This window comes from Hephaestia mangrovi (assembly GCF_019880555.1).
GTDB lineage: Bacteria > Pseudomonadota > Alphaproteobacteria > Sphingomonadales > Sphingomonadaceae > Sphingomonas > Sphingomonas mangrovi.
This window is the reverse complement of record NZ_JAINVU010000004.1, coordinates 228,096-252,205: the sequence shown is the minus strand read 5'-3', so window position 1 is coordinate 252,205 and position 24,110 is coordinate 228,096. Positions and strand designations below refer to the sequence as shown.

At 65.0% G+C, this 24,110-nt stretch carries 23 protein-coding genes, 1 tRNA gene and 1 other RNA gene; 19 read left to right on the top strand and 6 right to left on the bottom strand.

The window, feature by feature from the left end; all coding sequences use genetic code 11:
* Nucleotides 1-105: 105 nt before the first annotated feature.
* The 6 genes from purS (at nucleotide 106) to K7G81_RS11565 (ending at nucleotide 4,936) form a co-directional block, all read left to right on the top strand.
* Nucleotides 106-336 (top strand): phosphoribosylformylglycinamidine synthase subunit PurS, encoded by a 231-nt coding sequence (gene purS, locus K7G81_RS11590; RefSeq protein ID WP_223030952.1) that lies wholly within the window; start codon nucleotides 106-108, stop codon nucleotides 334-336.
* Nucleotides 333-1,001 carry a phosphoribosylformylglycinamidine synthase subunit PurQ gene (gene purQ / locus K7G81_RS11585; protein ID WP_223030951.1) on the top strand — a complete coding sequence of 223 codons (669 nt, stop codon included), beginning with the start codon at nucleotides 333-335 and terminating at the stop codon, nucleotides 999-1,001. Before purS ends, purQ begins: the two co-directional genes overlap by 4 nt.
* Nucleotides 1,002-1,260: 259 nt before the next feature.
* Complete coding sequence (rpsA, locus tag K7G81_RS11580; protein WP_223030950.1) at nucleotides 1,261-2,982, top strand: 30S ribosomal protein S1; 1,722 nt, start codon at nucleotides 1,261-1,263, stop codon at nucleotides 2,980-2,982.
* Between the two features lie 237 nt (nucleotides 2,983-3,219).
* Nucleotides 3,220-3,498, top strand: a complete 279-nt coding sequence (locus tag K7G81_RS11575) for an integration host factor subunit beta (RefSeq protein ID WP_223030949.1) — start codon at nucleotides 3,220-3,222, stop codon at nucleotides 3,496-3,498.
* A gap of 176 nt (nucleotides 3,499-3,674) precedes the next feature.
* A tRNA-Leu gene (locus K7G81_RS11570) sits at nucleotides 3,675-3,760 on the top strand.
* An 81-nt stretch (nucleotides 3,761-3,841) separates the two neighbouring features.
* Entirely contained in the window at nucleotides 3,842-4,936 is a 1,095-nt protein-coding gene (locus K7G81_RS11565; RefSeq protein ID WP_255586938.1) for a transporter substrate-binding domain-containing protein, read from the top strand.
* Between the two features lie 57 nt (nucleotides 4,937-4,993).
* Here the strand turns inward: K7G81_RS11565 and ssrA are convergent.
* Nucleotides 4,994-5,342, bottom strand: a transfer-messenger RNA (tmRNA) gene (gene ssrA, locus K7G81_RS11560).
* Between the two features lie 47 nt (nucleotides 5,343-5,389).
* Nucleotides 5,390-5,848 (bottom strand): large conductance mechanosensitive channel protein MscL, encoded by a 459-nt coding sequence (mscL, locus tag K7G81_RS11555; protein ID WP_223030947.1) that lies wholly within the window; start codon nucleotides 5,846-5,848, stop codon nucleotides 5,390-5,392.
* A 94-nt stretch (nucleotides 5,849-5,942) separates the two neighbouring features.
* On the opposite strand from mscL, the gene K7G81_RS11550 reads away from it, so the two are divergent.
* The 5 genes from K7G81_RS11550 to topA all read left to right on the top strand — a co-directional run bounded on the left by K7G81_RS11550 (nucleotide 5,943) and on the right by topA (nucleotide 11,194).
* Nucleotides 5,943-6,536: a LemA family protein gene (locus tag K7G81_RS11550; RefSeq protein ID WP_223030946.1), complete on the top strand. Its 594-nt coding sequence runs from the start codon at nucleotides 5,943-5,945 to the stop codon at nucleotides 6,534-6,536.
* Between the two features lie 10 nt (nucleotides 6,537-6,546).
* Complete coding sequence (locus K7G81_RS11545) at nucleotides 6,547-7,377, top strand: TPM domain-containing protein (protein WP_223030945.1); 831 nt, start codon at nucleotides 6,547-6,549, stop codon at nucleotides 7,375-7,377.
* Complete coding sequence (locus tag K7G81_RS11540; RefSeq protein ID WP_223030944.1) at nucleotides 7,377-8,051, top strand: TPM domain-containing protein; 675 nt, start codon at nucleotides 7,377-7,379, stop codon at nucleotides 8,049-8,051. Before K7G81_RS11545 ends, K7G81_RS11540 begins: the two co-directional genes overlap by 1 nt.
* A gap of 11 nt (nucleotides 8,052-8,062) precedes the next feature.
* Nucleotides 8,063-8,578, top strand: coding sequence for an NUDIX hydrolase (locus K7G81_RS11535; protein WP_223030943.1), 516 nt, complete (start codon nucleotides 8,063-8,065; stop codon nucleotides 8,576-8,578).
* 87 nt (nucleotides 8,579-8,665) lie between these two features.
* On the top strand, nucleotides 8,666-11,194 hold the full coding sequence (gene topA, locus K7G81_RS11530; RefSeq protein ID WP_223030942.1) for a type I DNA topoisomerase: 2,529 nt from the start codon (nucleotides 8,666-8,668) through the stop codon (nucleotides 11,192-11,194).
* 245 nt (nucleotides 11,195-11,439) lie between these two features.
* On the opposite strand, the gene K7G81_RS11525 is transcribed toward topA, so the two are convergent.
* The gene (locus K7G81_RS11525) at nucleotides 11,440-11,736 is read right to left on the bottom strand and encodes an SEL1-like repeat protein (protein WP_223030941.1); all 297 of its coding nucleotides are present in this window, start codon (nucleotides 11,734-11,736) and stop codon (nucleotides 11,440-11,442) included.
* A gap of 75 nt (nucleotides 11,737-11,811) precedes the next feature.
* A complete protein-coding gene (gene panC, locus K7G81_RS11520) occupies nucleotides 11,812-12,666 on the bottom strand; it encodes a pantoate--beta-alanine ligase (protein WP_223030940.1) in 855 nt (284 codons plus the stop codon).
* Nucleotides 12,667-12,742: 76 nt separating this feature from the next.
* Between panC and K7G81_RS11515 the strand changes: the two genes are divergently transcribed.
* The 7 genes from K7G81_RS11515 (at nucleotide 12,743) to K7G81_RS11485 (ending at nucleotide 19,178) form a co-directional block, all read left to right on the top strand.
* Complete coding sequence (locus K7G81_RS11515) at nucleotides 12,743-13,543, top strand: division plane positioning ATPase MipZ (protein ID WP_223030939.1); 801 nt, start codon at nucleotides 12,743-12,745, stop codon at nucleotides 13,541-13,543.
* The gene (locus tag K7G81_RS11510; RefSeq protein WP_223030938.1) at nucleotides 13,543-13,806 is read left to right on the top strand and encodes a J domain-containing protein; all 264 of its coding nucleotides are present in this window, start codon (nucleotides 13,543-13,545) and stop codon (nucleotides 13,804-13,806) included. The genes K7G81_RS11515 and K7G81_RS11510 overlap by 1 nt, the downstream gene beginning before the upstream one ends.
* A gap of 52 nt (nucleotides 13,807-13,858) precedes the next feature.
* Nucleotides 13,859-15,241 (top strand): phosphoglucomutase/phosphomannomutase PgmG, encoded by a 1,383-nt coding sequence (gene pgmG, locus K7G81_RS11505; RefSeq protein ID WP_223030937.1) that lies wholly within the window; start codon nucleotides 13,859-13,861, stop codon nucleotides 15,239-15,241.
* Nucleotides 15,242-15,354: 113 nt separating this feature from the next.
* Nucleotides 15,355-16,110: an exonuclease domain-containing protein gene (locus K7G81_RS11500; RefSeq protein ID WP_223030936.1), complete on the top strand. Its 756-nt coding sequence runs from the start codon at nucleotides 15,355-15,357 to the stop codon at nucleotides 16,108-16,110.
* A gap of 87 nt (nucleotides 16,111-16,197) precedes the next feature.
* The gene (locus tag K7G81_RS11495; protein WP_255586935.1) at nucleotides 16,198-17,697 is read left to right on the top strand and encodes a sensor histidine kinase; all 1,500 of its coding nucleotides are present in this window, start codon (nucleotides 16,198-16,200) and stop codon (nucleotides 17,695-17,697) included.
* Nucleotides 17,694-18,134 carry a response regulator gene (locus K7G81_RS11490; RefSeq protein ID WP_223030934.1) on the top strand — a complete coding sequence of 147 codons (441 nt, stop codon included), beginning with the start codon at nucleotides 17,694-17,696 and terminating at the stop codon, nucleotides 18,132-18,134. Before K7G81_RS11495 ends, K7G81_RS11490 begins: the two co-directional genes overlap by 4 nt.
* A 15-nt stretch (nucleotides 18,135-18,149) precedes the next feature.
* Nucleotides 18,150-19,178, top strand: coding sequence for a sensor histidine kinase (locus K7G81_RS11485; protein WP_223030933.1), 1,029 nt, complete (start codon nucleotides 18,150-18,152; stop codon nucleotides 19,176-19,178).
* Nucleotides 19,179-19,237: 59 nt separating this feature from the next.
* Here K7G81_RS11485 and K7G81_RS11480 read toward each other — a convergent pair whose 3' ends face one another.
* Together K7G81_RS11480 and msrB are read right to left on the bottom strand one after the other, a co-directional pair.
* Nucleotides 19,238-21,499: a transglycosylase domain-containing protein gene (locus tag K7G81_RS11480; RefSeq protein ID WP_223030932.1), complete on the bottom strand. Its 2,262-nt coding sequence runs from the start codon at nucleotides 21,497-21,499 to the stop codon at nucleotides 19,238-19,240.
* 82 nt (nucleotides 21,500-21,581) lie between these two features.
* Nucleotides 21,582-21,995, bottom strand: coding sequence for a peptide-methionine (R)-S-oxide reductase MsrB (msrB, locus tag K7G81_RS11475; protein ID WP_223030931.1), 414 nt, complete (start codon nucleotides 21,993-21,995; stop codon nucleotides 21,582-21,584).
* 171 nt (nucleotides 21,996-22,166) lie between these two features.
* Here msrB and acs point away from each other — a divergent pair, with 171 nt between their 5' ends.
* Nucleotides 22,167-24,110 carry an acetate--CoA ligase gene (gene acs, locus K7G81_RS11470; protein WP_223030930.1) on the top strand — a complete coding sequence of 648 codons (1,944 nt, stop codon included), beginning with the start codon at nucleotides 22,167-22,169 and terminating at the stop codon, nucleotides 24,108-24,110.

Sequence of the window (24,110 nt, the reverse complement as noted above, 5' to 3'; positions counted from 1 at the left end):
AGCACGCGACTCGTACGCATGCTACCTTACTATCGCCGCCAAGCGTAAAGGATCGGTGAAGCACCTGTTCGCCCTCCCCGCCGCAGCCACGAGGAAGATCAACCCATGAAAGTCCGTGTCGTCGTCACCTTGAAGCCCGGCGTGCTCGATCCGCAGGGCAAGGCGGTCCACAAGGCGCTGGGCGGGCTCGGCTTTGCCGGCGTCGAAGACGTGCGCACCGGCAAGCTGGTCGAGCTCGACGTCGCCGACGATACCAGCGACACGGCGATCGACGAGATGTGCCGCCGGCTGCTCGCCAATACGGTGATCGAGAATTACCGGGTGGAACGGCTGTGAAGACCGCGGTCATCGTCTTCCCCGGCTCCAATTGCGACCGCGATCTCGCGGTGGCGCTGGAGGCGGTCACCGGCAAGGCGCCGGCGATGGTGTGGCACGGCGAGAACCAGCTTCCCGATGGGCTGGGCCTGATCGCGCTGCCCGGCGGCTTTTCCTATGGCGATTACCTGCGCTGCGGCGCGATCGCGGCGCGATCGCCGATCGTGCGGGCGGTGGTCGAAGCGGCCGAGCGCGGCACGCCGGTGTTCGGCGTGTGCAACGGTTTCCAGGTGCTGACCGAGACCGGGCTGCTGCCCGGCGCGCTGATGCGCAACGAGGCGCTCGATTTCGTCTGCCGCGATGTCGCGCTGACCGTCGAGAACGCACAATCGGCATTCACCAGCCGCTACGAGGCCGGCGAGACGATCCGCATCCCGGTCGCGCATCATGACGGCAATTACAATGCCGATAGCGAGACGCTAGACCGGCTCGAAGGCGAAGGCCGCGTCGCCTTCCGTTATGCCGAGACGGTCAATGGCTCGGCGCGCAACATTGCCGGCGTGCTCAATGCCGCAGGCAACGTGCTGGGCATGATGCCGCACCCCGAGCGCCGCATCGAGGCGGCGCACGGCGGCGACGATGGCCGTCGGTTGTTCGAAGGCCTGCTCGAGACCGTCGGCGCCTAGGGCTTTCGCCTGATCTTGCCTCTTGGCGGGCGAGCGGCTATGTGCGCGCCCGTCCGGCGAGTCCGTGCTCGCGGCAGGAAGGCCGGTAGGCGTGCGCGCCTCGGGCCGCTTTCGCTCTCATCCAGCGTCTCTTCCTTCCGCATGACCGAGCCCGCCCGGATGCCGCGTCCCGCATGGGGCGGCCGCGGCAGTTCGGCCAAAAGACCACCGGATACAACCGGTTGGCCGGAATAACGTCAGTATCAGGAATTCATCCTTTATGGCCACTACGGCAAACCCCACCCGCGACGATTTCGCCGCGATGCTCGACCAGACGTTGGGCGGCCTCGACAGCTTCGAAGGCCACGTCGTCAAGGGCACCGTCACTGCAATCGAAAACGACCTCGCCGTCATCGACGTCGGCCTGAAGTCGGAAGGCCGCGTGCCGCTGCGCGAATTCGCAGCCCCCGGCCAGAAGGCCGATCTCAAGGTCGGTGACGAAGTCGAAGTCTATGTCGATCGCGTCGAGAACGTGAACGGCGAAGCGATGCTGAGCCGCGACCGCGCCCGCCGCGAAGCCGCCTGGGACAAGCTGGAAGCCGAGTTCACCGAGAACAACCGCGTCGAGGGCGTGATCTTCGGCCGCGTCAAGGGCGGCTTCACCGTCGATCTTAATGGCGCCGTGGCGTTCCTCCCCGGCTCGCAGGTCGATATCCGCCCGGTTCGCGACGTGACGCCCTTGATGGACATGCCGCAGCCGTTCCAGATCCTGAAGATGGACCGCAAGCGCGGCAACATCGTCGTCTCGCGCCGCGCCGTCCTTGAAGAGACCCGCGCCGAGCAGCGTTCGGGCCTGATCCAGTCGCTGCACGAAGGCCAGGTGATCGACGGCGTCGTCAAGAACATCACCGATTACGGTGCGTTCGTCGACCTGGGCGGCATCGACGGTCTGCTCCATGTCACCGATCTCAGCTACAAGCGCGTCGGCCATCCGTCGGAGATGCTCAACATCGGCGACACGGTGAAGGTGCAGATCATCCGCATCAATCGCGACACGCAGCGCATCTCGCTAGGCATGAAGCAGCTCGAGAGCGATCCGTGGGACGGCGCCTCGGCCAAGTATCCGGTCGGCGCCAAGCTATCGGGCCGCGTGACCAACATCACCGAGTACGGTGCGTTCGTCGAGCTCGAGCCGGGGATCGAGGGCCTCGTCCACGTCTCCGAGATGAGCTGGACCAAGAAGAACGTGCATCCGGGCAAGATCGTCTCGACCAGCCAGGAAGTCGAAGTCGTCATCCTCGAGGTCGACGAAGAGAAGCGTCGCATCTCGCTCGGCCTCAAGCAGGCGCAGTCCAACCCGTGGGAAGCCTTCGCCGAGAAGCACCCGGTCGGCTCGACTGTCGAGGGCGAAGTCAAGAACGCCACCGAGTTCGGCCTGTTCATCGGCCTCGACGGCGATGTCGACGGCATGGTCCACATGTCGGATATCGCCTGGGGCATCTCGGGCGAGGACGCGCTCAACCTGCATCGCAAGGGCGAGATGGTTCAGGCCGTCGTGCTCGACGTCGATGCCGAGAAGGAGCGCATCTCGCTCGGCATGAAGCAGCTCGAGCGCGGTGCTCCCGCGGTCGGCGGCGCGCCGACGGCGGCCGGCGGCAAGGTCAACAAGGGCGCGATCGTCACCGTTACCGTGCTCGAAGTCCGCGACGCCGGCCTCGAGGTGCAGGCGGGCGAGGATGGCGCCACCGGCTTCATCAAGCGCACCGACCTTGGCCGCGACCGCGACGAGCAGCGCCCTGAGCGCTTCCAGGTCGGCCAGAAGTTCGACGCGATGGTCACCGGCTTCGATCGTTCGAAGAAGCCGACCTTCTCGATCAAGGCGATGCAGATCGCCGAAGAGAAGCAGGCGGTCGCGCAATACGGCTCGTCCGATTCGGGGGCATCTCTGGGTGACATTCTCGGCGAGGCGCTGAAGGCGCGCGAAGGCGCCGACAAGAAGTGACCCAAAATGGGCCGGACAACGCGAATGACGTTGCCCGGCCCAGCCTTTTTTTAGCGATATCTGTCGTTTCCGTGCTATCGCTTGATCTGGATCAGATGTAGCAAAGTTTCCGGGTCGATCGTTTGTGGAGCCGGGCTTTTCGTCCGGTTCGTGGTGTCGTTCGGTCCGAATTCGCGCAAACCCTGCGGCGTCGAGCGCCACGCTCGTTCGTCGCGATGATGAGGATGGATGGCGCCCATGATTCGCTCCGAGCTCGTACAGTTGATTGCGCAGGACAATCCCGGCCTTTCCCAACGCGATGTCGAGGCGATCGTATCGACCTTCTTCGATGAGATCACCGCGCGGCTGGCGGCTGACGGCAGGGTGGAGCTTCGCGGCTTCGGCGCCTTTTCCACGCGCGCTCGCGACGCGCGTACTGGCCGCAACCCGCGCACCGGAGAGACGGTTGCGGTGCAGGCCAAGCGCGTTCCCTATTTCAAGCCGGGCAAGGAGATGCGCGCTCGCCTTAACGTATAGGGTGTGCGGGTATTCCGCCCGGGGCAAGCCGCAAATCTTGGCGGCGACGAAGCGTCCTGGCCCCCGAAACAAATTCGCCGGTGACGGTTCGATACGGACGCCGCGACTGCCAATTGCGCCCTGCGCCACCGCCGCGCTTGACCGCTGCATCTAATTCGGCTTCGTCTCGCGCTCACGCGGACGTGGCGAAATCGGTAGACGCAGCGGACTTAAAATCCGCTTGCCCCAGGCAGTGCGGGTTCGAGTCCCGCCGTCCGCACCAGCCACTTGGCTTGACCTGACCGCCCTTTCCGGCCGAGTCTTCCCCTGTATGCGCAAACCATCAGGGAGGAATCGCGCCGTCATGACGAAGGGCCACCGCGCCGCCATCTTCTTTGCAACCATGCTGGCCGTGCTGAGCTGGCCCTTCGCCGCAGCGCTCGCTGCCCCCGCCCCGGCCGCTTCGGCTCCGATACTGGTGGCAACGCACGAGGCACCGCCTTTCGCCGTCCGCAACGCCGATGGCAGCTGGGGCGGCCTCGCGATCGACCTGTGGCGCGATGTCGCCAAGGATGAGGGCCTGCGCTACCGCCTGGTCGGCACCGATCTCGACGGCATGGTTTCCGGCGTTGCCTCAGGCCAATATGGCGCCAGCGTCGGCGCGCTGACGGTGACGCCGAAACGCGAGACGCAGATCGATTTCACCCATCCTTTCTACACGACTGGATTCGGCATCGTGACCGGCAAGGCGCCGCCAAGCTGGCTGGTGCTGTTGCGCAACTTCTTCACCTGGCAATTCCTTTCGGCGGTGCTGCTGCTCGGCGGGTTGCTGCTGATCGTCGGCTTGCTGTTCTGGCTGATCGAGCGCCGCACCAACCACGACGAATTTGATCCCAGCTGGAAAGGCATCGGATCGGGATTCTGGTTTTCCGCGGTGACGATGACGACCGTCGGCTATGGCGACAAGGCGCCGCGAACCGCCGCTGGCAAGATCATCGCGCTGATCTGGATGTTCGCCGCGATCATCATCATTTCCACCTTCACCGGATTGATCGCCTCGTCGCTGACCGAAAGCCGGATGGGCGGCACGATCCGCGGCCTGGACGATCTGAAGAACGCGTCGGTCGGCTCGATCAACGGCGCCGCGGCCGATGTGTGGCTGGACGAGAACGGCATCGGCTTCACCAATTTCCCGACGATCCAGGCCGGGCTCGACGCCGTCGCCGCGGGCAAGATCGATGCCTTCGTCTACGATCGTCCGCTGCTGCGCTACCTCGTCCATCAGAATTACGGCGGGGAACTGCGCTTGCTGCCCGGCGTGTTCGGGCGACAGGACTATGCCTTCGCGCTGGCGCAGGACGATCCGCGGCGCGAATCGATCAACGTCTCGCTGCTGCGCCATATCGACAGCCCCGAATGGACCGATCTCGTGCGCGCGACACTGGGCAAGGATGATTGAGGTCGCTGAAACGGCAAAGAAGTGGGGGGTTCTGTTGCCCGGCCCCCCCGGGCCGCTGGAATCCGCTTCTGTTGCCCGGTGCGGTCCAACCGCGCTTTTGTCCTTAGTAATCCAGACCGTTAGGTCCGAAATTACGCGGCAATCGCGAGCGCCTCGTTATCGTTGGCACTTATGGTTTTGAGCCTTTAACGGGTTACTCAGCCCGGACGAAAACAGCGCCGTTCAACACACGTCGATCCTGGTTCGGCCCCGTCAACTGCCCCCGCGTGCAATTAGGGGCAAATGGTGGAGCCGCCGGGTACTGCCCCCGGGTCCGCTGCGCATACTAATACGCCGCAATTTATCGTCATAGCCGGGCGAACCCGGCACGTTCCTATATAAGCGGCAATCCGGGCGTGAAAAGGGCCGCCGCACACGCCCGGCACGAAATCGCCGGAAAGGCCGCGATACACATTATTTCGCGGCGTTTTGGCCTTTCAATTCGGCGAGAATCTCGCGCAGAAGTACGACGTCGGCGGGATCGGCGGGCGCCGGCGTCTCGACGACTTCCTTGTGCTTTTCCATGCTTGTCATCATCCGGTTCACGCCGCGCACGAGCAGGAAGACGATGAAGGCGAGGATCAGGAAGTTGATTAGCACGGTGATGAACTCGCCATAGCCGAACAGCGACGCCCCCGCTTCCTTGAGCGCGGCATAATTGTTGAGCGAGCCCTTATAGGTATCGGGCACCTTGCCGAGGATAACGAAATAGCTCGAGAAATCGAACCCACCGAACAGCCAGCCGACCACCGGCATGATGATGTCGTCGGTAAGCGATTTGGTGATGCCGGCGAACGCGCCGCCGATGATCACCGCCACGGCCAGGTCCATCACGTTGCCGCGCATGATGAAGGTCTTGAATTCCTTGAACATGCTCTCGCCCTTCCCTCAAAAATTTCCGATTTCGGTTTCGCCTTATAGCGTGTTGCCCTAGAATGGGCAGTGCAAGGGTTGGAGGGACCATTAGATGAAGTTTCGCACCCCCGTCATCATCGCCTCGGCGATGGCCGTCAGCGCCTGCGGCATCAATTCGGTGCCGACCGCCGACGAGAATGTGAAGGCAAAATGGGCCGACGTGCAGGCCGATTACCAGCGCCGTGCCGATCTGATCCCCAATCTCGTCGCGACGGTGAAGGGATCGGTTCAGGGCGAGGACAAGATTCTGACCGACGTGATCAATGCGCGCGCCAAGGCGACCTCGATCAACATCACCGCCGACGATCTGAGCGACGCCAGCAAGATGCAGCAGTTCCAGCAGGCGCAGGGCAATCTCAACGGCTCGCTGTCGCGGCTGCTGGCGAATGTCGAGGCCTATCCGCAGCTCAAGAGCCAGGACAACTTTCAGACGCTGATGAGTCAGCTGGAAGGCACCGAGAACCGCATCACCATCGCGATCCGCGACTACAATCAAGCTGTGCAGGCGTATAACACCCGCATCCGCACCTTCCCCGATGCGATCGGCGCCAAGGTGTTCTACGGCGCCAAGCCCAAAGTGCCCTATCAGGCGACCACGCCGGGCGCCGAGAACGCACCGACAGTCGATTTCGGGAACATGAGCTAAGGGGACGATCATGGTTCCCCTGTTCGCTCGTCGCCAGCATCATCGCTGGCTGATCCTGCTTGCCCTCGTTGCCGCGTTCTTCGCGGTGACGGCGGCGCAGGCGCAGACCTTTCCCAAGCTGACCGGGCGGGTGGTGGATGACGCGCACCTGCTGAACCAGCAGCAGGTCGAGGCGCTAACCCAGCTTTCGCAGGAAACCGAGCAGGCATCATCGCGGCAACTGGTGATCGCAACGGTGCCCGACCTGCAGGGCTATCCCATCGAGGATTACGGCTACAAATTGGGCCGGGCCTGGGCGATCGGGCAGAAGGAGATCGACAACGGCATCATCCTGCTGGTGGCGCCGAACGAGCGAAAGGTGCGCATCGAGGTCGGTTACGGGCTCGAACCGATCATGACCGACGCCTTGTCGAACATGATTATCCGCGACGACATCCTGCCCAAGTTCCGCGACGGCGACATGGCCGGCGGCATCATCGCCGGCGCGCAGGCGATCGCCGACCAGTTGAAGGCACCGCCCGACGAGGCCGAGCAGAAGGTCGCCGCGGCGGCGCAGAGCCAGCAACAGGCCGCGCATGACGACAATGGCGGGGTGCCCTGGGCGCTGATCTTCTGGCTGATTGTGATCGGCTTCATGATTGTCTCGCGCTTTTCGCACGGCGGACGCGGGCGGCGGTATCGCGGCGGCATGTGGCCGATCTTCCTGTGGGGATCGGGCTTCGGCGGCGGCGGAAGCTCCGGCTGGGGCGGCGGTGGCGGCGGCTCGAACTGGGGCGGCGGCGGGGGCTTTTCGGGCGGCGGCGGATCGTTCGGCGGCGGCGGCGCATCGGGGAGCTGGTGATGCGAATCGACGCACAAGACAGGGAGCGTGTCGGCGCAGCGGTGAAGGCCGCCGAAGCGACGACCGACGGCGAGATCGTCGCGATCGCCGCGAGGCAATCCGACGCCTATCATGACGTCGCGCTGCACTGGGCGGTGCTGGGCATCTTCCTGGTGTTGGCGGTGCAGGCTGCGGTGCCGGGCCATTTCGTGCCGGTGCTCGACTGGGCGTTGCGCGGCGGCTGGGGTGAGCAATGGCCGATATGGTTCCTGCTGACCGCGCAGCTCGTGGTGCTGGCGGCGGTGTTCCTGGCGCTGACACTCGTCTTTCGATCGACGCGGCTGCGGATGGCGCTAACCCCCGGCACGACCAAATCGCGCCGCGTCCGCGCACGCGCGGTGCTGTTGTTCCGCGCGAGCATCGAATCGCGCACCGCGACGCGTACCGGCGTGCTGCTCTATCTTTCCGAGGCCGAGCATCGCGCCGAAATCGTCGCCGACGCAGCGATCCATGCCAAGGTGCCCGACAGCGAATGGGGCGAGGCGATGGCGCTGCTGCTCGACGCGATTCGCGACGATCGGCCCGGCGACGGGATGGTCACCGCGATCGCCGCGATCGGCCGCGTGCTCGCCGATCACTTCCCGCACACCGGCACCGATCCCAACGAACTGCCCGACCGGCTGATCGAATTGTGACGCCCCCCGCCATGGACGAGCCCGTGGAGACCGTCTGGTCGGGCAAATATCTGATCGCCAAGAAACGCGGCACCTGGGAATATGTCTCGCGCAGCCGCGGCATCCGCGCCGCGGTGATCCTGGCGGTCGACGCCGGCGACGTGATCCTGGTCGAACAATATCGCGTGCCGCTGGGCCGGGCTTGCCTGGAATTGCCGGCCGGACTGGTCGGCGACATCGACGCCGGCGAGACGGTCGAGCAGTCGGCGCAACGCGAGCTCGAGGAGGAAACCGGCTATCGCGCCGACAATATCGAGAACTTAGGCGAATTCTATTCCTCGCCCGGCATGGCCTCGGAAAGTTTCACGCTGGTTCGCGCGACCGAGCTCACCAAGGCCAGTGACGGCGGCGGCGACGGTGACGAGAATATCGTCGTCCATCGCGTGCCGATCACGGACATCGCCGCATTCGTCGCCGCCAAGCGCGCCGAGGGGCTCGGCATAGACGTCAAATTGCTGCTGTTGCTCGCCGGCTCGATCCTCGGCTAACCGGCACCGTTTCATTGCGCCGCTTGACGACCTTCGATCGCGGCCCCCATTTTCACGCGTATACGCGTAAGGACACTCACCTCACCCATGCAGCTCGTCATTGTTGAATCGCCGGCCAAGGCGAAAACCATCGAGAAATATCTCGGCCCCGATTACCGCGTGCTCGCCTCTTATGGGCACGTCCGCGATCTGCCGCCCAAGGACGGATCGGTCGATCCCGATCACGGCTTCGCGATGGATTGGGAGAATTATGCCGACAAGGCCAAGCAGCTCAAGGCGATCGCCGACGCGGCCAAGGGCGCCGACCGCCTGATCCTCGCCACCGACCCCGATCGCGAGGGCGAAGCGATTTCGTGGCACGTGCAGGAGGTGCTGGCGAAGAGGAAGGCACTGCCCAAGGAGGTCGAGCGCGTTACCTTCAACGCGATCACCAAGGCGACCGTGACCGAGGCGATGAAGCATCCGCGCGGTCTCGATACCGATCTGATCGACGCTTATCGAGCACGCCGTGCGCTCGATTATCTGGTCGGCTTCACGCTGTCGCCGGTCTTGTGGCGCAAGTTGCCGGGCGCGAAATCGGCGGGGCGCGTGCAATCGGTGGCGCTGCGCCTGATCGTCGAGCGCGAACGCGAGATCGAAGCGTTCGTCGCGCAGGAATATTGGTCGGTCACCGCGCACATGGAGGCCGACGGCCAGGGCTTTGATGCGCGGCTGGTGCGGTGGAAGGGCGACAAGCTCGACCGCCTCTCGATCGGCAACGAAGGCGACGCGCAGGCGGCCAAGAAGGCGGTCGAGGACGGCCGCTTCGCGGTCGATTCGGTGGAGACCAAGCCGGCGACGCGCAACCCGCCGCCACCCTTCACCACCTCGACGCTGCAGCAGGAAGCGGCGCGCAAGCTGGGCTTTTCGGCGAGCCACACGATGCGGATCGCGCAGGGCCTCTACGAGGACGGCGCGATCACCTACATGCGGACCGACGGCGTGCAGATGGATTCGAGCGCTATTTCGGCGGCGCGCAAGGCGGTCGCCGATCGCTATGACGGCAGCTACGTGCCGGACAAGCCGCGCATGTATCAGACCAAGGCGAAAAACGCGCAGGAAGCGCACGAGGCAATTCGCCCGACCGATTTTGCGAAGGACCGCGCCGGCTCGGGCGATCACGCCCGCCTTTATGACCTGATCTGGAAGCGCGCGCTGGCCAGCCAGATGGCGTCGGCGCGGATGGAGCGCACGACGATCGAGCTGGTCGATGCGACCGGGCAACACGCTCTCCGCGCGACCGGCCAGGTGGTACTGTTCCCCGGCTATCTCGCGCTTTACGAAGAGGGTCAGGACGACAGCGCCGACGAGGATTCGAAGCGCCTCCCGCGCCTGCGCGAGGGCGATTCGCCGGCCAAGAAGGGCGTCGACGCCGAGCAGCATTTCACCCAGCCGCCGCCGCGCTTCTCGGAGGCGTCGCTGGTCAAGCGGCTGGAGGAATTGGGAATCGGCCGGCCCTCGACCTATGCCTCGACGATCCAGGTGCTCAAGGATCGCGATTACGTCCGCGTCGAGAAGAACCGCTTCTTCGCCGAGGAGAGCGGGCGGCTGGTGACGGCGTTCCTCGAACGCTTCTTCGAGAAATATGTCGAATATGGCTACACTGCCGAGCTGGAGGACGAGCTCGACGAGATTTCGGGCGGCCGCGCGCAATGGCAGGCGGTGCTCGACGCCTTCTGGCGCGACTTCAAGCCGCGTACGACGGAGGTGATGGAGTTCAAGCCGTCCGAAGTGACAGCCGAGCTCGACCAGTTCCTCGAACCCTATCTGTTTCCGGCAAAGGCCGATGGCAGCGACCCGCGGCTGTGCCCCAATTGCGGCACGGGGCGGCTGGCGCTGCGCGGCGGCAAGTTCGGCGCGTTCGTCGCCTGCTCCAACTATCCGGAGTGCAAATACACCCGCGCCTTCGCCCAGCCGGGCGGGCTGGGGGCGGAGGATTCGGGGCCGGAGACGCTCGGTACCGATCCCGAAAGCGGCTTGCCGGTTGAGCGCAAATCGGGGCGGTTCGGCCCCTATATCCAGCTCGGCGAGGGCAAGGACGCCAAGCGCGCGTCGATCCCCAAGGATATCGGCGAGCTCGATCTGGAATGGGCGTTGAAGCTGCTCAGCCTGCCGCGCGAGATCGGCAATCACCCCGAAACCGGCCAGCCGATCGAGGCAGCGATCGGGCGCTATGGGCCGTATCTCAAGCACGACGGCAAATATGCGCGCCTGTCATCAACCGCCGAGGTGTTCGAGACGGGGATGAACGCGGCGGTGGTCAAGCTCGCCGAAGCAGCGGCGAACGGTGGCCGGCCGGCACGCGGCGCCGCTCGCGAGCCGCTCAAGGTGCTGGGCAAGCATCCGCGCACCGAGGCTGAGGTGAAGCTGATGGACGGCCGCTACGGCGCCTATGTCACCGACGGCACCACCAACGCGACGCTACCCAAATCAATCGACAAGGACCAACTGACACTGGAGGAGGCCGCGCAGTTGATCGACGCCAAGGCCGCCGCCGGGCCGGCCAAGAAAAAGGGCCGCAAGCCTGCTGCGAAGAAGGCGCCCGCGAAGAAGAAGGCCGCGGCGAAGAAGGGCTAAACGTCATGCCGAGTTTGTTCCGGCATCCAACGAGCCTCAGGCGATAGCGCCCGCGGAGGGTTGGACCCCGGAACAAGTCCGGGGTGACGGATGATGCCGATGTCGCGGCGCGCCAGCAGGGTTCGTCACCCTGACCTTGGCTCAGCGCCCATGGACCGACAGCAGCGTTACGCGAGACGGCGATTGGTGCGCCATGGATGCTGAACCAAGTTCAGCATGGCGGCGGTAATAGTGCGATCCGGCGGTTAAGCCGCCCGTCGCGCCGAGAGGCTCAGCCAGTCGCGCGCTGCGCGCTGGGCGACAGCGATTTCGCGGGCGGACATGTCCTCGGCGATCTCGGCGCGGCAATGCTGCGCTTCCTCGCTACCCGCGACCGCCGCCAGGTTGAACCATTTGTGGGCCTCTACCAGATCGATCGTGCCCCCGCCCGAGCCGGTCGAATAGATCATCCCGAGATCGTAGAGCGCGCGCATGTCTCCACGCGCAGCGTCTCGCAGTCGGCTCTCGATCAGGAATTGCGCACTCTTCAGACTGTTGGCCATGATGGTTCCCCCCGTTGATACTCCTTTCAACGAGACGGGTTTTGCCGGCATGGTTTCAACAAATGGTTAACGCGGTTAACCGTGCTCGAGCGGCTCGACGGGAATTGTGTCGATCAGGCGCGTGCCGGCGATCCGGGCCGCGGCGAGCAGGCGGCGCGGACGATCGGCGGCGGGCATTTCGGCCAGCGTCTCGGCATCGACCATCGCGACGTAATCAACCGAATCGAATCCAGCCGTCAGCAACGACGCCTTCGCCGCCTCCAGCGCGTCGTTTGCGTCGTCACCCCGCGCGATCGCCCGAGCCGCGACGCCCAGCGCCCGCGGCAGCGCGACGGCGCGGCCGCGATCCTCATCGGAGAGGTAGAGGTTGCGCGAGGACAGGGCGAGGCCGTCATCATCGCGTTGCGTCTGCACGCCGACGATCTCGATATCGAAATCCATGTCGGCGACCATGCGGCGAATCACGGCGAGCTGCTGGAAATCCTTGTTGCCGAACAGGGCGACGTCGGGCCCTACCTGATTGAACAGCTTGGCGACCACCGTGGCGACGCCATCGAAATGCCCCGGCCGAGCGGCGCCATCCAGCACCGCGCTGATGCCCGCGACCGAAACCGTCGTCGCGAATCCTTCCGGATACATCGTCTCGATCGTCGGCATCCACAGGATGTCGCAGCCGGCCTCGTTCAGCATCCGCGCATCGGCGCCTTCGCGGCGCGGATATTGATCGAGGTCCTCGTTCGGCCCGAACTGCCTGGGATTGACGAAGATCGACGCGACGGTCCGCTGCGCATGGCGCTTCGCTTCCTCGACCAGCGCCATGTGGCCGGCATGAAGCGCGCCCATCGTCGGCACCAGTGCGATTCGCTCGCCCGCGGCGCGGAAACCGGCGATCGCTTCCCTCAACGCCGCCAGATCACGGATGGTTTGCACGCTTCGACCCCCTTCGATACAGAACGCCGGGCCTTCTATGGGGGGCGGGTGAAGCGATCAACAGGGATGAGACGACTTGTCGCAGGGGCAGGCAACAACGCACGTCATCGTGTTCGCCAACGAAAAGGGCGGGACGGGGAAATCGACCACCGCGGTGCATGTCGCGATCGCGCTGGCTGCGAAGGGCGCGCGAGTCGCGGCGCTCGATCTCGATCACCGGCAACGCACGCTGGGGCGTTATCTCGATAATCGCGAAGCGACGATCAAGCGCACCGGCCACGCGCTGCCGATGCCGCGCCACGCCACGCATGACGGCGAAACCGATGCGCGCTTCGAGGAACTCTACCTCACCTTGTCCGAAGGCGCCGATTTCCTGGTGATCGACACGCCCGGCCGCGACGATGCCTTCGCGCGCGCCGCCGCGACTCGCGCCGATACGCTCGTCACCCCGATGAACGACAGCTTCGTCGATTTCGACCTGATCGGGCAGGTCGATCCCGACAGTTTCAAGGTGACGCGGCCGAGCTTCTATTCAGAGCTGATCTGGGACGCCCGCAAGGCCCGCGCCAAGGCCGACGGCTCGACGATCGACTGGGTAGTGCTGCGCAATCGCCTGCAGCATATCGAGGCGCGCAACATGCGCCGCGTATCCTCCGCGCTCGATCAACTTGCCAAGCGCGTCGGCTTCCGCATCATCCCGGGGCTGGGCGAGCGCGTGATCTATCGCGAGCTGTTTCCCAAGGGCCTGACGATGATCGATTCGAAGGATTTCGGCGAGATGGGCCTCTCCCACGTCGCGGCACGGCAGGAACTGCGCGAGATGATGAACGGCCTGGCTCTGCCCGAACGCACCGCCATGCCGCTGTTCGCCGCCTGATGGAAAAGTTCGTCTTCCTCGCGGTGGTCGCCGTCGCCGCCTGGTATTGGCTCAAGCCGAGGCGCAAACCCCGCCCCGTGCCCCGCCTCGACGAAACCGAGGCGCGGGCGATCCTGGGCGTATCGGCGAGCGACGACGACGAGGCCGTCCGTGCCGCGCATCGCAGACTCATCACCGCGGTGCATCCCGATCGTGGCGGCTCGGCCGAACTCGCCCGGCGCATCAACCTGGCGCGCGACACCTTGCTTGCGCGACGCGATTGAACTTTCGGGGTAGCAACAAGTTGGCCAAGTCGATCCCCTTCAGGAGCCATAGATGACCCATCGCTTCGACCCCACGTCCCTCCGCGAATACGATATCCGCGGCATTGTCGGCAAAACGCTCGGTCCCGCCGATGCCGAGGCGATCGGTCGCGGTTTCGCAACCTGCGTGCGGCGTGCCGGCGGCACGCGCGTCGCGGTCGGTTATGACGGCCGCTCGTCGTCGCCTCAGCTGGAAAAGGCGCTGATCGCCGGGCTGACCGCATCGGGCGTCGATGTCGTGCGGATCGGCATGGGGCCGACGCCGATGCTCTATTATGCCGAGGCGACCCTAGAGGTGGACGGCGGCATACAGATAACCGGCAGCCACAATCCCGCCGAGTATAACGGCTTCAAGATGGTCCTTCAGCACCGGCCCTTTTTCGGCGAGGACATCCAGAAGCTGGGGCGCATGGCGGCGGACGGCGACTGGGACGAAGGATCGGGCAGCGTCGCCGAGTACGACATCGTCGATACCTATGTCGATCGGCTGATGGTCGGCTATGCCGGCGGCGCCTACCGGATCGGCTGGGATGCGGGCAACGGCGCCGCCGGCCCGATCGTCGAGAAGCTCGTCAAGCTCTTGCCGGGTGAGCATTTCACGCTGTTCACCGATGTGGACGGCGATTTTCCGAACCATCACCCCGATCCTACCGAGGAGAAGAATCTCGCCGATCTGAAGGCGCTGGTCGCGGAGAAGAGGCTCGATTTCGGACTGGCGTTCGACGGTGACGGCGACCGGATCGGCGCGATTGACGGTGAAGGCCGCGTGATCTGGGGCGACCAGCTTCTCTCCATTCTGGCGGAACCTGTGCTGCGCGAAGAGCCCGGTGCGACGATCATCGCCGACGTGAAGGCGAGCCAGATGCTCTACGACCGCATTGCCGAACTGGGCGGCGAACCGGTGATGTGGAAGACCGGCCACTCGCTGATCAAGACCAAGATGAAGGAAACCCACGCACCGCTGGCCGGCGAGATGAGTGGCCACATCTTCTTCGCACACGATTATTACGGGTTCGACGACGCGCTTTATGCCGCCGTGCGGCTGATCCGCGCGGTACACATGATCGGCAAGTCGATGACCGAGATTCGCGGTAGCATGCCCGAACTGATCAACACGCCCGAGATGCGCTTCCAGGTCGATGAAAGCCGCAAGTTCGCGATCGTCGACGAGGTGCTCGATCGTCTCGAAGCCGACGGCGCCGAGGTCAATCGCACTGACGGCGCGCGCGTGAACACGGAGGACGGCTGGTGGCTGCTGCGTGCCTCGAACACGCAGGACGTGCTCGTCGCGCGTGCCGAATCGTCGAGCAAGGCCGGGCTCGACCGTCTTGTCGCGCAGATCGACGACCAACTCGCCGAGTCGGGCGTCGAGCGCGGGCCGCAAGCGGGGCATTGAACCCCTATCGGCGAACCTGCGCCAGCATGACGGCAGGGCGCAATCTCGCAGCTTTGTGAATTGGCCGATTCGGGGGGTGGCATTCTCGCGCCGAAGCGCCCACTTTGGCTGTCATGTCCTCTGAGCAGATTATTCGTGTCGTCGATCTGGAAACCACCGGATCGGCGCCACCGGCCCATGGCGTGTGCGAAGTCGGCTGGCAGGATGTCGCGCTGGGCGAGGACGGACGCTGGGATCTGAAGGGCGACGGCGGATCGATCCTCGTCAATCCCGGCCGCCCGCTGCCGCCGATCACCCAAGCCATCCACCATATTCTGGAGGAGCAGCTGGCCGACGCGCCGTGGTGGCACGACGTCGCGCGCCAGGTACTCGATCCGTGGCCGCGCCGGCTCGCACTCGCCGCGCATCATGCCGATTTCGAGCAGAAATTCTGCACACCGCCGCTCACCCACGGCGCCGACTGGATCTGCACATGGAAATGCGCGCTGCGGCTGTGGCCCGACTCGCCGAGCTTTTCGAACCAGGTGCTGCGCTATTGGCGCAAGCCCGCGGGCCTCGAGCATGAACGGGGGCTGCCGGCGCACCGCGCCTTTCCCGATGCCTATGTGACGGCGTTTCACTTGCGCGACATGCTCAACGAGGCGAGCGTCGCGCAACTCATCGAATGGTCGACGCTGCCGGGGTTGCTGCCCCGCGTTCGATCCGGGCCGCACCGCGGCCGCGACTGGCGCGAGCTCGATGAGGAAACGCTGGTCGATTTCGTTCACGATCGCGATCCCGACGTCCGTTACTCGGCGGAGCAGGAAATGGCGCGCCGCCACGGCGGCGGCCAAGTTGGCCGGCAGACGCTGCAGGGAGCGTTGCTCTAACTGCGCCAAACTTAACTTGGCTCAACCCCATTGAGCTTTGCAACGGACGTGAAATGACTTAGGCGCAGGCAAATGGTCGCGCCTGGATTGGATCGAAAAATCGCATCGGGCGCACCGGTCCGCCGTCTGCTTTTCGGGGCGATGGTGGTCGGGTTTCTCGCCCTGATCGCGGCCGGGATCGCCGTGGCTTGGGTGATGTCGGTCAACCAGCAGCACATCGCCGCGATCACCCACACCTATCAGGTAGAGCAACATATCGCGCAACTGCGCCTGACCGTGGAGCGGGCCGAAACCGCGCGGCGAGGGTATATCGTCGATTCCACGCCGCGCTTTTCGGCGACCTACAGCGCGGTGTCCTCGCAGATCCGCCCGCAGCTCGACGAGATCGAACGGCTGACCGCCGACAATCCGGCGCAGACGCGTAGGATCGCCGCATTGCGCGGCCTCATCAACCATGTCGAGGAGCTCAGCAGCCACTCCAACGCGCTCGTCGCCAGCCGTCAGCTCGGCACCGCCGCGCGGATCTTTCACGATGATGACAGCGTCGAGACATTGCAGCGGATTCGCGCGCTCACCACGGCGATGTCGGATAACGAGCACCAGCTTCTAACGATACGCGACGCGCATCAGCGATCGAGCGTTCGGACCTTCTATATCGTGCTCAGCGCCGCCGGCGCCCTGCTCGTCCTGCTGGCGCTGATCTCGGTGCTCACCGTGCTGCGCTACACGCGCGACCTGACCGCCGCATCCGAGGAATTGCGCACACTCAACGAATCGCTCGAGGACGCGGTTGAAGAACGCACCGCCGACCTGGTGCGCGCCAATGAGGAAATCCAGCGCTTTGCCTATATCGTCAGCCACGATCTGCGATCGCCGCTGGTCAACGTGATGGGCTTCACAGCCGAGCTGGACGCCGCGACGCACACCGTTCGCGAGCTGATCGAGCGCGCCGATCGGGCCGCCCCCGATATCGTCACCGAGGACGCGCGCCTCGCCGCCACCGAGGATCTGCCCGAGGCGATCGGCTTCATCCGCAGTTCGACGCAGAAAATGGATGCGCTGATCAACGCGATCCTCAAACTGTCCCGCGAGGGTCGTCGCGTGCTCGCGCCCGAACGGATCGAGATGGACGCGCTGGTCGGCAACATCCGCGATACGATCCAGCATCGCCTTGACGATCGTGACGCGGCGATGGTGATCGACAGTCCGCTGCCCGCGATCGTCAGCGACCGGCTGGCGATCGATCAGGTCTTTTCGAACCTTATCGACAACGCGGTGAAGTATCTCAAACCCGGGGAGCCGGGACGTATCGAGGTACGCGGCCATATCGAAAACAAACGCGCGATCTTCGAGGTCGCCGACAATGGCCGCGGTATCGACACCCGCGATCACGCGCGCGTGTTCGACCTGTTCCGTCGTTCGGGCCCGCAGGATCAGCCCGGCGACGGCATCGGCCTCGCCCATGTCCGCGCGCTGGTTCAGCGGCTCGGCGGATTCATCACCGTTTCGTCGGAACTTGGCAAAGGCGCCACATTCCGATTATCGCTACCCGAAACCTTCATCCAGCCGCAGGATGCGCAGAAATGAACGACCATCGCTCCGTATCGATCGTGATGATCGAAGATGACGAGGGCCACGCCCGCCTGATCGAGAAGAATATCCGCCGCGCGGGCATCCTGAACGATATCCAGCATTTCACCGATGGACATTCGGCGCTCGACTATCTCTATAACTCACCACACGGCCCGGCACTCAATGGTCCCGCGCTGGTGCTGCTGGACCTCAACCTGCCCGACATGAGCGGCACCGACATCCTGGCCAGGATCAAGGGCGAAGGATCGCTGAAGCGGACGCCTGTCGTCGTGCTGACTACCACCGACGACAAGGTCGAGATCCAGCGTTGTTATGATCTCGGCTGCAACGTCTACATCACCAAGCCGGTGAACTACGAGAATTTCGCCCAGGCGATCCGCCAGCTGGGCCTGTTCCTTTCGGTGATCCAGGTCCCCGAAATCGAAGCCTGAAAGTACCCCCCCCGTTTGTCACGCGTATTGTACATCGACGACGACGCCGGTTTGCGGCGACTGGCGGAACGCTCGCTCAAGCGCCGCGGCTATGACGTGACGCTCGCCGAGCGCGGCGCCGACGGCGTGGCGCTCGCCGCTGCCGAGCGCTTCGATCTCGTCGCGGTGGATCATTATATGCCCGGCATGGACGGGCTCGAGACGCTCGAGCAGCTCCGCGCCCTGCCCCATCCGCCGCCGGTAGTCTATGTGACCGGCTCCGAAGAAGGCAGCGTCGCGGTTTCGGCGTTGAAGGCGGGGGCGGCGGATTACGTCGTCAAGTCGGTCGGCAAGGACTTTTTCGACCTGCTGGCCAATGCGTTCGATCAGGTGCTCGCGCGCACCTCGCTGGAGGCCGCCGCGCGCGAGGCCGAGGAGAAGCTGCGGGGGAGCAACGCCCGGCTCGAGGCGCTGCTGCGCGAGGTCAACCATCGCGTCGCCAACAGCCTTCAGCTCGTCTCCGCGCTGGTGCAGATGCAATCGGCCAACCTGACCGACGAAGGCGCCAAGCTCGCACTGCAGGATACCCAGCGCCGCATCGCCGCGATCGGCCAGGTCCATCGCCGGCTCTATACGGCGGACAATGTCGAATCGGTCGACATGCAGGAGTATCTCGCCGCGCTGGTCGACGAGCTCGCCCAAACCTGGTCGAGCCAGGAGTCGCCGCGCGCGCTCAAGCTCGCCGCCGATCCGGTGCTGCTGCCGACCGACCGTGCCGTCTCGCTGGGCGTGATCGTCAACGAACTGGTGTCGAATGCCTGCAAATACGCTTATGCGCCCAATGTGGCGGGCGAAATCCGCATCGAGCTGACGCGTGACGGCGACAATTTCTTCGTCCTCGCGGTCGAGGACGATGGCTGCGGGATGACCGAGAATGCCGGGCCCCGCGGCACCGGCCTGGGCACGCGCGTGATCCGCGCGATGGCGCAAAGCCTGCAAAGCGCGGTGGAATACGATCCCGCCCATCGCGGCGTGCGGGCGATATTGCGCGCCGCGATCGCCTGACAAGGCAGGTTTTCACCCACCAACCTGCGACAGGCTCGGGGCAAACGGGTCAGATTCGACTAATGGCCCTGTCCGGCGGCGGCGGGCGGCGGCTGGTCATCGTTGGCGGGGCGGCGGCCGGAGGGCGTGCGGCCGAGCACCCGGTTCATCCAGTCCTGATCGAGCCGCTGGTGCTGCCGCGGCGGCGCATCGTCGGACGCCGGCGGCACCGAACCGCCGGGCGCGGGGGCGCCACCAGGGGTGGTTCCGCGATGCACCTGCGGCGGTGGATAGCTGCCGGCGGGATATTGCGGGGCCTGATATTGCGGCTGTTGATATTGCGGCTGCTGCACCGCGCCGGGCGGATAGCCCTGCGTATCGGGCGGGATCATGTCGGGCTGATCGCCGGGATAGCCGGTATCGGGGCCGATCGGATTGCCGTTCTCGTCAACGAACAGGCCGTTGTCGGGCTCGCCGAAATAGGCGTTTTCGGCATTTTCCATGTCCCAATCGGGCAGCGGCGCCGCCGATTTGAACTGCTCGACCGGGCGATCGGCGACGGCGGGCTTCATGAACGCGGCGAAGGCACGCGCCGGGCCGGTGCCGCCGAACAGGCCGGGGATCGGTTTGTCGTCGTCGCGCCCCATCCACACGCCGGTGGTCAGCCCGCTCGACGTGCCGATGAACCAGCCGTCCTTGTTCGATTGCGTGGTGCCGGTCTTGCCCGCGACTGGCCGGCCGATGTCTGCCGCGCGACCAGTGCCGACGTTGACGGTGCTGGCCATCACATCGATCATCTCGTCTGCGACATAGGGTGCGATCAGCACATGGCTGCGATCGACCTGATGTTCGTAGATCGTGACGCCGTCCGCCGTCACCTTGGTGATGCCATAGGGCGACACCGCAACGCCTTCGTTGGCGACAGAAGCATAAGCGCGCGTCATGTCGATCAGACGCACCTCATTGGTGCCGAGCACCATCGAGGGATAGGCGGAGATCTGCGTCGTCAGCCCCATCCGCCGCGCCATGTCCGCAACCGTATCGAAACCGACCTGAAGGCCGAGCTTCGCCGCCACGGTGTTGATCGAATAAGCGAAGGCCTGGCGCAGCGTGACCGTGCCGCGGAACACGCGATCGTCATTGCGCGGGCTCCAGCCCTTGATCGTCACCGGCTCGTCAACGATCGTGTCGTCGGGTTTCAGGCCGGATTCGAACGCGGCGAGATAGACGAACAGCTTGAAGGCCGAGCCCGGCTGGCGTTCGGCCTGGGTGGCGCGATTGTAGATCGAGGCGACATAATCCTTGCCGCCGACCATCGCCCGCACCGAGCCATCGTTATCGAGCGCGACCAATGCGCCCTGCGCGCCCTTCGGCACGTTCTGATTGACCGCGCGGGTGGCATCGCGCTGCATGTTGAGATCGAGCGTCGTGTAGACCTCTAGCGGGCGCGTCTTCTCGTCGATCAGGGTATCGAGCTGCGGCAGCGCCCAATCGGTGAAATAGCGCACGCTGTTCTGCTTCGGCTCCGGGGCCAGCTTGATCGCGGCGACATCGGCCTGGGCCGCCTGGTCGGACGTGATCGCGCCGGTTTCCTGCATCAATTGCAGCACCACCCCGGCACGCCCGATCGCCGCATCGGCATCGGCGGTCGGCGAATAATGCGACGGCGCCTTGACCAGGCCGGCGATCACCGCGGCCTCGCCGAGCGTCAGGTGCGTCGCCGAATGGCCGAAAAACTTGCGCGACGCCGCATCGACGCCATAGGCGCCGCCGCCATAGTAGACCTTGTTCATATAGAGCTCGAGGATCTGGTCCTTCGAGAACTTGCGCTCGAGCGCGAGCGCGATGATCGCTTCCTTGAACTTGCGGCGGATGTCGTAGCGGTTCGACAGGAAAATCGTCCGCGCGACCTGCTGGGTGATCGTCGAGGCACCCTGGAAGCGGCGATCGGTGTTGCGGTTGACGAACGCGAACTTGAGCGCGCGCAGCACGCCGATCGGATCGATGCCGATGTGATCCCGGAAGCGGCGATCCTCCGTGGAGATGGTAGCGTCGCGCATCACCTTGGGAATCTGATCGTAACTCAGCCATTCGCCGTAACTCGGGCCGAGCGTCATGATGACGGTGCCGTCGGCGGCGTGAACGCGGATCATCTGCCCGTTGGGCGACGATTTGAGCTCCTCGAAGCTCGGGAGTTGCTGCGCCGTCGCAAACACCGCCACCGTCAGCGCGATCAGCCCGACCAGCGCCAGGCCGCCGCACGCGATGAGCGCACGTTTCATCCACAGCCGCCATCGCGGCTGGGAGGGACGTTTCTTTCGGGAAGAGGACGCGCGGGCCATGAACTGTCGACGGATTAGCCGCTAACGATGCGGCTCACAAGCGATCGTGCGATGGAATCGCCGTGCAGACGCGCCGAACGGGTTAACCGTTCGCCATGTCGGATGCCCGCGGACGGAAATCGAGGCTCAGCGAATTCATGCAATAGCGCAGGCCGGTGGGCGGCGGGCCATCGGGAAAGACGTGGCCGAGGTGGCCGTCGCACCGCGCGCACCGCGCCTCGGTCCGCACCATGCCGTGGCTGGTGTCGCCATGCTCGGTCACGCGATCGGGCGCGATCGGCTGAGTGAAGCTCGGCCAGCCCGAGCCCGAATCATATTTGTCGGCGCTGTCGAACAGCTCGTTACCGCAGGCCGCGCAGCGATAGATGCCATCCGCCTTGTTGTCGTTGTAGCGGCCCGAGAAAGCGGGTTCGGTGCCCGCTTCGCGCAGCACGTGATATTGCGCCGGGCTGAGCTTCTTGCGCCATTCGGCTTCGGACAGGTTGACGGTATCCATCGTTTGCCTCTTCCCGGACCAGACCGTCCTTCCATCGGGTAATGCCCGATTCGAGTCAAACGCCCGCACACCACCCCCGTCTGCATTCCCGGTTGCAGTTATTGCAACCGTACCGCCTTGCCGAATCGGCTATCGCCGCGTCATTCAGGGCAACAAGCCGAGGAGAGGTCGATGAGCGACACCAGTGTCTATCCGGTGCCAGAACAATGGGCACGCACCGCACGCGTTGATGCCGACACCTATGAGCAGATGTACGGCCGCTCGGTTTCCGATCCGGGCGATTTCTGGCTCGAACAGGCACGGCGGCTCGACTGGATCAAGCGGCCGGAGATCGCCGGCGACTGGTCGTTCGACGAAGAGGACTTTCACATCGGCTGGTTCACCGACGGCGTGCTCAACGTCTCGGAAAACTGCCTCGATCGCCATCTCGAGAAGAACGGCGATACGATTGCGCTGATCTGGGAGCCTGACAGCCCCGATGCCGACGTGCGGCGCTTCACCTATCGCGAGCTTCATGCCGAAGTGTGCCGCTTCGCCAACGTGCTCAAGGCCGAGGGCGTGAGCAAGGGCGATCGCGTCACCATCTACATGCCGATGATCCCGGAGGCGGCGTTCGCGCTGCTCGCCTGCGCGCGGATCGGGGCGATCCATTCGGTGGTGTTCGGCGGCTTCTCGCCCGAGGCGCTGGCCGGGCGGATCACCGATTGCGATTCGAGCGTCCTGATCACCGCCGACGAGGGCCTGCGCGGCGGCAAGGCGATCCCGCTCAAGGCCAATGCCGACGCCGCGGCGGGCCATGCGCCGGCGCTCGAAAAGATGATCGTCGTCAAGGCGACCGGCGGCGAGGTGGCGATGACCGCGGGTCGCGATATCTGGTACCACGAGGCCGCCGCGGCGGTTCCGTTCGAATGTCCGCCCGAGCCGATGAAGGCGGAAGATCCGCTGTTCATCCTCTACACCTCGGGTTCGACCGGCAAGCCCAAGGGCGTGCTGCACACCACCGCAGGCTATCTGCTGTGGGTCAGCCTCACGCACGAGGTGACGTTCGATTACCGCACAGGCGAGACCTATTGGTGCGCCGCCGATATCGGCTGGGTAACGGGGCACAGCTACATCGTCTACGGACCGCTCGCCAACGGCGCGACGACGGTGATGTACGAAGGCCTGCCCAACTGGCCCGACGCCAGCCGCATCTGGCAGATCTGCGACAAGCATGACGTGTCGATCCTGTACACCGCCCCCACCGCGCTGCGCGCGCTGATGCGCGAGGGCGACGATTACGTGGCAAAGACGTCGCGAAAATCGCTGCGGCTGCTCGGCACGGTCGGTGAGCCGATCAACCCCGAGGCCTGGCGCTGGTATCATGAGGTTGTCGGCGAGGGGCGCTGCCCGATCGTCGATACCTGGTGGCAGACCGAGACCGGCGGGCACATGATCACGCCGCTGCCCGGCGCGCATGCGCTCAAGCCCGGATCGGCAACCAAGCCGTTCTTCGGGATCGATCCGCAGATCGTCGACGCCGAGGGAACGGTGCTGACCGGCAATCCGGTGGAAGGCAATCTGTGCATCGCCAAGAGCTGGCCGGGCCAGATGCGCACCGTATGGGGCGATCACGACCGCTTCTTCCAGACCTATTTCTCGACCTATCCCGGCAAGTATTTCACCGGCGACGGCTGCCGGCGGGACGAGGACGGCTATTACTGGATCACCGGCCGCGTTGACGACGTGATCAACGTCTCGGGCCATCGCATGGGCACCGCCGAGGTGGAGAGCGCGCTGGTGCTCCACCCGCACGTCGCCGAAGCCGCGGTGGTCGGCATGCCGCACGATATCAAGGGGCAAGGCATCTATGCCTATGTGACGCTGAACAGTGGCGTCGCCGCCGACGACGAGCTGCGCAAGACGCTGGTGCAATGGGTGCGCACCGAGATCGGGCCGATCGCGACGCCCGACGCGATCCAGTTCGCGCCCGGGCTGCCCAAGACGCGGAGTGGCAAGATCATGCGCCGCATCCTGCGCAAGATCGCGGAGGGCGACACGTCCAGCCTTGGCGACACCTCGACGCTGGCCGATCCGGCGGTGGTCGACGATCTGGTGGCGAACCGGGTGGGATGA